Origin of the sequence: Streptomyces poriticola, assembly GCF_036689765.1 — a bacterium.
Classification (GTDB): Bacteria; Actinomycetota; Actinomycetes; order Streptomycetales; family Streptomycetaceae; genus Streptomyces; species Streptomyces poriticola.
Genome location: NZ_JBAGKH010000062.1, coordinates 1 through 8305, shown reverse-complemented (window position 1 = coordinate 8305; position 8305 = coordinate 1). Strand labels below are relative to the sequence as shown.

At 72.0% G+C, this 8305-nt stretch carries 7 protein-coding genes; 3 read left to right on the top strand and 4 right to left on the bottom strand.

Going from position 1 to position 8305, the window contains the following annotated elements; translation table 11 throughout:
• The first annotated feature begins 65 nt into the window (after nucleotides 1-65).
• Together V5O46_RS31225 and V5O46_RS31220 are read left to right on the top strand one after the other, a co-directional pair.
• Nucleotides 66-275, top strand: coding sequence for an RNA polymerase sigma factor sigma-70 region 4 domain-containing protein (locus V5O46_RS31225; protein ID WP_332888110.1), 210 nt, complete (start codon nucleotides 66-68; stop codon nucleotides 273-275).
• The gene (locus tag V5O46_RS31220; protein ID WP_332888109.1) at nucleotides 275-868 is read left to right on the top strand and encodes a Clp protease N-terminal domain-containing protein; all 594 of its coding nucleotides are present in this window, start codon (nucleotides 275-277) and stop codon (nucleotides 866-868) included. The genes V5O46_RS31225 and V5O46_RS31220 overlap by 1 nt, the downstream gene beginning before the upstream one ends.
• 634 nt (nucleotides 869-1502) lie before the next feature.
• Here V5O46_RS31220 and V5O46_RS31215 read toward each other — a convergent pair.
• On the bottom strand, nucleotides 1503-2540 hold the full coding sequence (locus V5O46_RS31215) for a PadR family transcriptional regulator (RefSeq protein WP_332888108.1): 1038 nt from the start codon (nucleotides 2538-2540) through the stop codon (nucleotides 1503-1505).
• 1 nt (nucleotide 2541) lies between these two features.
• Nucleotides 2542-3471 carry a DUF4097 family beta strand repeat-containing protein gene (locus tag V5O46_RS31210; RefSeq protein ID WP_332888107.1) on the bottom strand — a complete coding sequence of 310 codons (930 nt, stop codon included), beginning with the start codon at nucleotides 3469-3471 and terminating at the stop codon, nucleotides 2542-2544.
• Between the two features lie 144 nt (nucleotides 3472-3615).
• Between V5O46_RS31210 and V5O46_RS31205 the strand changes: the two genes are divergently transcribed.
• Nucleotides 3616-4503, top strand: coding sequence for a hypothetical protein (locus V5O46_RS31205; RefSeq protein WP_332888106.1), 888 nt, complete (start codon nucleotides 3616-3618; stop codon nucleotides 4501-4503).
• A 5-nt stretch (nucleotides 4504-4508) separates the two neighbouring features.
• Here V5O46_RS31205 and V5O46_RS31200 read toward each other — a convergent pair whose 3' ends face one another.
• Nucleotides 4509-4688 (bottom strand): DUF6104 family protein, encoded by a 180-nt coding sequence (locus V5O46_RS31200; protein ID WP_003992906.1) that lies wholly within the window; start codon nucleotides 4686-4688, stop codon nucleotides 4509-4511.
• 82 nt (nucleotides 4689-4770) lie between these two features.
• A partial coding sequence (locus V5O46_RS31195) for a multifunctional oxoglutarate decarboxylase/oxoglutarate dehydrogenase thiamine pyrophosphate-binding subunit/dihydrolipoyllysine-residue succinyltransferase subunit (RefSeq protein WP_332888105.1) occupies nucleotides 4771-8305 on the bottom strand: 3535 nt, incomplete at its 5' end.

The window sequence follows — 8305 nt, the reverse complement described above, 5'->3', positions numbered from 1 at the left end:
CTTCTTCGCCACCGGGTCTGTCAATCAATGTTGACAGACCGGAAGTGTCAACCTACATTGACATCATGAGCGAAGCAACGGACCTCGCCGCGCGTGCCGGTGACCGCGATCCGCGGGTGGGGCTGCGCGCCGTGGCCGCGCTGCGCCGGCTGCTGGAGCAGCTGGAGGCTGTGCAGGTGCGCAGCGCGCGCGGGCAGGGCTGGTCGTGGCAGGAGATCGCCACCGAACTCGGGGTGAGCAGACAGGCCGTGCACAAGAAGTACGGGAGGCGTTGATGTTCGAGCGGTTCACCAAGGATGCGCGCGACGTGGTGAAAGGCGCCCTCGACCGGGCCGATGAGGCGGGTGCGGGCAGGGTGGAGGACGGGCATCTGCTGCTGGCCCTGCTGGACCGGGAGGGCAGCCGCGGCTCCTTCGCCCTGGCCGCGCTCGGTGTCTCCGGCGAGCGCCGGGAGTCGGTGCGGCGGGCCTTGGAGGAGGCGCGCCGACGGGCCGGTCTGTCACGGGCGGAGGCCGACGCCCTCGCCGGTCTGGGGATCGACGTCTCCGAGATCGTCGCCCGGGTCGAGGAGGCGCACGGCGCCGGGGCGCTGTCCGGCGACCGGAGGGCCGGCGGCCGGAAGGACAGCCGGAGGGACAAGGGGTGGTGGCCGGGGCGGACCGGCTTCGCCCGCGAGTCCAAGGACGTCCTGGAGCAGGCGCTGCGACTCGCCGTCGGCCGCCGCGACCGGCTCATCGGTGACGAACACCTCCTCCTCGCCCTCACCGTCCGCCCCGGCGTGCCCGCGGAGGTGCTCGCCGACCACGGCGTGACCCATGAGTCGCTGACCAGGGTGCTGGGCGGGGAGGGAGAAGCCGGGTCGGGGTGAGGCGCAGGGGCGCCCCGAACGGACCTCGGGCGCCCCCGCCGACCACCCCGGCACGCCCGGTCAGGGGAGCGCCGACGGATGTACCGGATCGCCGCTGTGCCGGGCAGCCGGCCGGGCCGATCTCGGCGTGGCCGGTCGGGGGAGGCGCGGTGGGTGTGGCCCGCGGGCGCCGTACCGGGTCGGTCGCGTGTGTGCCCGTGCGGCGGGCCTGGTCGCGATGGTCACCGCCGTGCGTGATCCGCGCTCTGCCCGGTGTGCCGGCTCTGTGCCGGGTGTCTGTGCTGCCTGGTGTGCCGGCTCTGTGCCGGGTGTCTGTGCTGCCTGGTGTGCCGGCTCTGTGCCGGGTGTCTGTGCCGCCTGGTGTCGGCTCCGCGCCGGGTGTCTGTGCCGCCCGGGGCGACCGCTCTGCTCGGTCGGGTCTGTCAGATCGGGCCGGTCGGGTCTCTCCGGTCAGGTCTCTCCGGTCGGGCCGGTCTGCTCGGTCCGAATGCCCTGGGCGGGTGTCGTCCTCGTCGGCGCGCCCGGGAGCGCCGGTCCCTGCGTGCGTACGGGGTCGTGCCCGGGCTCGGTGGGGCGCTCCGGCGGCGGGCGGTCCGCGTACCGCCCGCCGGTCGGTGATACCGACGGGGCCGGCTCAGGACCTGGGGTTGCGCAGGAGTGCGCCGATGTGGGCCGCCGCCGTGGACAGATGGCGGCGGGCGTCGCGGAGCTGGTCGGCGCTGACCCCGTGGTCCCGGGCCGCGTCCCGGATGTCGTCCCGGAAGCGGTCGAGGAGCCGGTCCAGATCGCGCGCCGGGTCGCCGGTGGAGTCGGTGGTGTGTTCGTGCGCCCAGGCCGGGGTGTGGTCCTCCGGGGCGTCGGAGTGCTCCGGAACGGGGGCCGAGCCGCCGGCGCCCCCCGCGGTGCGGCCCGGACCGCACTCCTTGCCGAACTCACCGAACTCCTTGGCCAGTTCCGTCAGCCCCTCGCGCACCCCGGTCGGCCAGTCGCCCCGCGCGAAGTGGTCCTGCACCTGATCCTGGACCCGCCGGGCGATGCGCTGCACCTCCTCCTGCGCCTGGGCCCGGGCCCGCTCCTGGGCCTCCTTGGCCTGCCGCCGCGCCCGCTGGGCCTCCTCGCGCGCCCGGCGGCTCTCGTCCTTGGCACGCCGGGCCTGCTCCTTCCACTCCTGCTTGACGCGCCGCATCTCCTCCTTGGCGGCCCGCCAGGCCTCCTTGTCGCCGAGGTCGGTGAAGTCCCCGAAGCCGCCGCCCTGCTCGCCTCCGGCCCCGGTCCCGGTGCCCCGGCGGGCCTCGGTGGCCGCCGCCCGCATCTCCCGGCGCAGATTTCCCGCCGCGCCCCGCACGTCGGCGCGGATCTCGGCGGCGAGCTCGGCGACCGACTCCCGGATCTCCAGCTCCAGGTCGGCCAGCTCGCCGCTGCGGTCGGCCAGTTCGGCGCGGCCGGCGTCGGTGATGGCGTAGACCTTGCGGCCGCCCTCGGTGGTGTGGGTGACCAGCCCCTCGGCCTCCAGCTTGGCCAGCCGCGGATAGACCGTGCCCGCAGAGGGGGCGTACAGACCCTGGAAGCGTTCCTCGAGGAGGCGGATCACCTCGTATCCGTGACGCGGGGCCTCGTCGAGCAGCTTCAGCAGGTAGAGGCGGAGGCGGCCATGGGCGAAGACGGGGGGCATGTCAGAGCACCTTCTTGTCGGTCGTGCCGTCGGCGGCCGGTGCGCCCGCGGCGCTCTCGTCCGGACCGGAATCGGAATTGTCCCCCGGCACCGCGTCCTGCGGGTCCAGGTCCCAGGGTTCCTCCTCCGCCGGCGGCCTGCGCAGCAGGGCGATCGAGCCGGAGACCGTCGTCGCCTTGAGCCGGCCGTTGCCCGCCCCGAGCCGGCCGGTGATCCGCTTGGCGCCCCACTGGCCGGTGACCCGCAGGTCCTCGAAGGCGCTGGAGACGGTGCCCCCCGCGGTGTTCGCCTCCACCCGGGTGTCCGCCGGGTGCGGCAGCCGGATGGCCACCTCGCCCGAGACGCTGTTCAGGCCGATGTCCGTGGGGCCGCCGGCCCGGTCCAGGTCGACGATCATCGAACCGCTCACCGAGTCGGCCCGGACGGACGAGCCGGCCGCCACGACGGTCAGATCACCGGAGACGGAGTTGAAGCGAAGGTCGCCGGTGAGGGCCTGGGCCTCCACGCTCCCCGAGACGGTGTGCGCGCGTACCGGGCCCGTGATCCCCACCAGCGTGGTGTCCCCGGAGACTCCCTTCACCTCGGTCCGCCCCTCGAGCCCCGAGATGGTCGCGGCGGCGCCGACGGTGCCGACCTCCACCCGGGTGCCGGCCGGAACCGCCAGCGAGACCACCGCGCTGCGGCGCCAGCCCTTGCGGTCCAGCCAGCTGAGGAAGCCCTTCCAGGGCAGGTCGTCGTAGGCGACCGTGAGCACGCCGTCCCGGTGGGTCACGATCAGCGGCGGGCCCTCGATCTCGGAGAGCTCAAGACGGGCGGAACCCTCGTCGGTGCCCACCACGTTCACCGCTCCGTTGACGATGCGTACGTGGAGCTCGCTCACGGGGGCGTCGAAGGTGAGCTTCCTGGCCTCTGCGACGGACCATTCGGACATGGTGCAGACCTCCCAGAACGACGAGAACAACGCGCCATATCGCGTTCTCTGTCTTCACGATATATCGCGGCCGGGGAAAGTCAAGACACCCGTTCTGGTGATCAGCGCTCTGTCGGCGCCAGCCGGTTGCCCTAGTTTGTGACCATGTCGACGGAAGAGTTCCCGAGTGGGCCGGCCGCCTCGGGCGCACTGCTGCTCTGCCGGGCGGCCCCGGGTTCCGTCGTTCCGGTCGCCCCGCTGCTGAGGGCGCCCCTGCTGCTCGCCCCGGCCGGTGAGGAATGGACCGTGCTCGTCCCGGAGGGCGGCCCCTGGCTGCACGGTGCCGAGCCGGTGGACCGCGTGCTCACCGGCTGGGCCGTGGCCCTCGCCGTCGGCGCTCCCTGGCCGGTCCTCGCCCTGTGGTGGGACACCGACCGGGCCGGTCTCACCCTCGCCGCCGGCTTCCGCCGCCCCGTCGGCTATGTCTGGCTCATGAACGGCGTCCCGGCCGGCGAGGACGAGGCGATGCGGACCTTCGCCGCCCGACTCGGCCTCGATCCGGTCCTCGACGTCCAGGCCCTCGACCGGCTCACCCGGCCCGACCCCGGGGCCGACGCCCGTTCCCGGCTGCGTGGACTGCTCGCCGTCCTCACCCGCGCGGGAGTCGCACTGCCGGAGGGGCTCGCTCCCGGTGAACCCGCCGAGCGGCTCTGCGCGGCGCTCCGCGGCCGCAGCGACGCCGTTCCGGTCGAGCGGCCCGGTGAGCAGCCTGGTGGGCGCCCCGCAGGGCGGGAGAGCGTCCGCGCCCGGCTGGACACCGTCGGGGTCAGCCGCGTCAGCCGCGTAGGCTGTTGGCTGCCCGGCGCGGGCGGCCCCAGGGCGCGTGCTCTGGCTCTGGCCCAGGTGGCGGCCGGTCTCCCGCTCACCCTCCTCGGTGTACGGCGCCGCAGCGGCGGCTGGATCACCGCGGGCGCGCTGCTGCTGGCTCACGGGGTGCTCGGCCTCGCCTACGACGTCACCCGGGGCGGCGGTTCCCGGACCGAGGGGTACTGACCGGCCTACTCGTCGTCCTCGTCGTCCAGCCGCGCCAGCCAGGTGGCCAGCCGCTCCACCGGGACCTCGAAGTCGGGGTTCAGATCGACGAACGTCCGCAGCTGCTCGGCGAGCCACTCGAAGGTGACCTCCTCCTCGCCGCGCCGCTTCTCCAGTTCCTCGATGCCACGGTCGGTGAAGTACATGCGGTCAAGGATAAGTGCGGGAAACGGGCCGGGCCGCACCCCCGAGAAGGGGTGCGGCCCGGTCAGGCGCGGTGCTCGGCGGCTACGCCTCGAAGACCTCGCGCACCAGCTGCTCCTGCTCGGCCTGGTGCCGCTTGGCGGAACCGACGGCCGGGGACGAGCCGTGCGGCCGGGAGATGCGGCGCAGACGCTCGCCGTGCGGGACGTCGGCGCCGACCGCCAGGTCCAGGTGGTCGATCAGGTTGAGCGCGATGAACGGCCAGGAACCCTGGTTGGCCGGCTCCTCCTGGGCCCACAGGTACTTCTCGGCGTTCGGGTACTTCGCGATCTCCGCCTGGAGTTCGGCACCCGGCAGCGGGTACAGCCGCTCGATGCGGATGATCGCCGTCCGGGCGGCCTCGGCGTCGGTCGCGCTGCGCTTCCTCCGCTCGGCCTCCAGGTCGTAGTAGACCTTGCCGGCGCAGAAGACGACCTTCTTCACCGCGGCCGGGTCGACCGAGTCGTCGCCGATGACCGGGCGGAACTGGCCCGTGGTGAACTCCTCCGCCTTCGATGCCGCCGCCTTCAGACGCAGCATCGACTTCGGGGTGAAGACGACCAGCGGCTTGTGGTGCGGGTTGTGCACCTGCCACCGCAGGAGGTGGAAGTAGTTCGCCGGGGAGGTCGGCATCGCGACCGTCATGTTGTTCTGAGCGCACAGCTGCAGGAACCGCTCCGGGCGGGCCGAGGAGTGGTCCGGGCCCTGGCCCTCGTAGCCGTGCGGGAGGAGCAGGACCACACCGGAGGTCTGCGCCCACTTCTGCTCCGCCGACGTGATGAACTCGTCCACCACGGTCTGCGCGCCGTTGACGAAGTCGCCGAACTGCGCCTCCCACATCACCAGCGCGTTCGGGCGGGCCAGCGAGTAGCCGTACTCGAAGCCCATGGCCGCGTACTCGGAGAGCAGGGAGTTGTAGACGTTGTACCGGGCCTGGTCCTCGGACAGGTACAGCAGCGGAGTGAACTCGTCGCCGGTCTCGCGGTCGATGACCACCGCATGGCGCTGGCCGAAGGTGCCGCGCTGGGAGTCCTGGCCGGCCAGCCGGACCGGGACGCCCTCCAGCAGCAGCGAGCCGACGGCGAGGGTCTCGCCCATGCCCCAGTCGATCGTGTCGTCCTCGACCATGGCCGCCCGGCGCTGCAGCTGCGGCAGCAGCCGCGGGTGGATGGTGATGTGGTCGGGGATGTTGACCTGGGACTCGGCGATCCGCTTGACCACCTCGGTGGTCACCGCGGTGTTCACGGTGACCGGGAACTCGGCCTGCGGGTCGGTGGGCTCCACGGCCGAGGGCTGCGAGGTGGCCTCGCGGACCTCGGTGAAGACCTTCTCCAGCTGGCCCTGGTAGTCCTGCAGCGCCTGCTCGGCCTCCTCCAGGGTGATGTCGCCGCGACCGATGAGGGACTCGGTGTAGAGCTTGCGCACCGAGCGCTTCTTGTCGATCAGGTCGTACATCAGCGGCTGGGTGAAGGCCGGGTTGTCCGACTCGTTGTGACCGCGGCGGCGGTAGCAGATGAGGTCGATCACCACGTCCTTGTTGAACGCCTGACGGAACTCGAAGGCCAGCCGCGCCACGCGGACCACGGCCTCCGGGTCGTCGCCGTTCACATGGAAGATCGGGGCCTCGATCATGCGCGCCACGTCCGTCGCGTACATGGAGGAGCGCGAGGACTCGGGGGCCGCGGTGAAGCCGACCTGGTTGTTGATGACGATGTGGACCGTGCCGCCGGTGCGGTAGCCGCGCAGCTGCGACATGTTCAGGGTCTCGGCCACCACGCCCTGGCCCGCGAAGGCCGCGTCGCCGTGGATCGCCACCGGCAGGACCGTGAAGTCCGTGCCGCCCTTGCCGATGATGTCCTGCTTGGCGCGGGCGACGCCCTCCAGAACCGGGTCGACGGCCTCCAGGTGGGAGGGGTTCGCGACCAGGCTGACGTTGATCTGCTCGCCGTCCAGGCCGGTGAAGGTGCCCTCGGCGCCCAGGTGGTACTTCACGTCGCCGGAGCCGTGCATCGACTTCGGGTCGAGGTTGCCCTCGAACTCGCGGAAGATCTGCGCGTACGACTTGCCGACGATGTTGGCCAGCACGTTCAGCCGGCCGCGGTGGGCCATGCCGATGACGACCTCGTCCAGACGGGACTCGGCCGCGGAGTCGAGGACCGCGTCCAGCAGCGGAATGACGGACTCGCCGCCCTCCAGGGAGAACCGCTTCTGGCCGACGTACTTGGTCTGCAGGAAGGTCTCGAAAGCCTCCGCCGAGTTCAGCCGGCGCAGGATGCGCAGCTGCTCCTCGCGCTCCGGCTTGGAGTGCGGGCGCTCCACCCGGTCCTGGATCCACTTGCGCTGCTTGGGGTCCTGGATGTGCATGAACTCGATGCCGGTGGTGCGGCAGTACGAGTCGCGCAGCACGCCGAGGATGTCGCGCAGCTTCATCATCGACTTGCCGGCGAAGCCGCCGACGGCGAACTCGCGCTCCAGGTCCCACAGGGTGAGCCCGTGCTCGGTGATGTCCAGGTCGGGGTGCTTGCGCTGCTGGTACTCCAGCGGGTCGGTGTCGGCCATGACATGGCCGCGGACCCGGTAGGAGTGGATCAGCTCGAAGACCCGGGCGGCCTTGGTGACGTCGTCGTCGTGGCTGGCGTCGATGTCCTTGAGCCAGCGGACCGGCTCGTAGGGGATGCGCAGCGCCTTGAAGATGTCGTCGTAGAAGTCGCTCTCGCCGAGCAGCAGGTTGGCGACGACGCGCAGGAACTCGCCGGAGGCGGCGCCCTGGATGACCCGGTGGTCGTAGGTCGAGGTCAGCGTCATGACCTTGGAGACGCCCAGCTTGTTCAGGGTGTCCTGGGAGGTGCCCTGGAACTCGGCCGGGTAGTCCATGGAGCCGACGCCCATGATCACCGACTGGCCGGGCATCAGCCGCGGCACGGAGTGGACGGTGCCCAGGCCGCCGGGGTTGGTCAGGGAGACCGTGACGCCGGTGAAGTCGGCCATCGTCAGCTTGCCGTCGCGGGCGCGGCGGACGATGTCCTCGTAGGCCTGCCAGAACTCGAAGAAGTTCAGCGTCTCGGCCTTCTTGATCGCCGCGACGACCAGCTGGCGGTCGCCGTTGGGCTTGACCAGGTCGATGGCGAGGCCGAGGTTGACGTGGTCCGGCTTGACGAGGGTCGGCTTGCCGTCCTTGATCTGGTACGACCAGTTCATGGCCGGCATCGCCTTGATCGCCTGCACCATCGCGTACCCGATGAGGTGCGTGAAGGAGATCTTCCCGCCGCGGGCGCGCTTGAGGTGGTTGTTGATGACGATGCGGTTGTCGAACAGCAGCTTCACCGGGACCGCGCGGACCGAGGTGGCCGTCGGCATCTCCAGCGAGGCGTCCATGTTCTTGGCGACGGCCGCGGCGGGACCGCGCAGCGTCACCAGCTCGGGGCCCTCGGGGGCCTCCGCGGCGCCCTTGCCGGCGTCCTTGGCGGGCGCGGCCTTCGGCTGCGGCTTCGCGGCAGGCTTCGCCGCCGGAGCCGCGGGGGCGGCCTGCGGAGAGGCAACCGGCGGAGAAGAGGCCCCGGGGGTGGTGGCCCCCCGGGCC

Excerpts from the sequence above, each read along its gene's own strand:
- V5O46_RS31215 (WP_332888108.1), bottom strand. The coding sequence starts at position 2,540 with ATGCCCCCCGTCTTCGCCCATGGCCGCCTCCGCCTCTACCTGCTGAAG.
- V5O46_RS31205 (WP_332888106.1), top strand. The coding sequence starts at position 3,616 with ATGTCGACGGAAGAGTTCCCGAGTGGGCCGGCCGCCTCGGGCGCACTG.
- V5O46_RS31220 (WP_332888109.1), top strand. The coding sequence starts at position 275 with ATGTTCGAGCGGTTCACCAAGGATGCGCGCGACGTGGTGAAAGGCGCC.
- V5O46_RS31210 (WP_332888107.1), bottom strand. The coding sequence starts at position 3,471 with ATGTCCGAATGGTCCGTCGCAGAGGCCAGGAAGCTCACCTTCGACGCC.
- V5O46_RS31200 (WP_003992906.1), bottom strand. The coding sequence starts at position 4,688 with ATGTACTTCACCGACCGTGGCATCGAGGAACTGGAGAAGCGGCGCGGC.
- V5O46_RS31225 (WP_332888110.1), top strand. The coding sequence starts at position 66 with ATGAGCGAAGCAACGGACCTCGCCGCGCGTGCCGGTGACCGCGATCCG.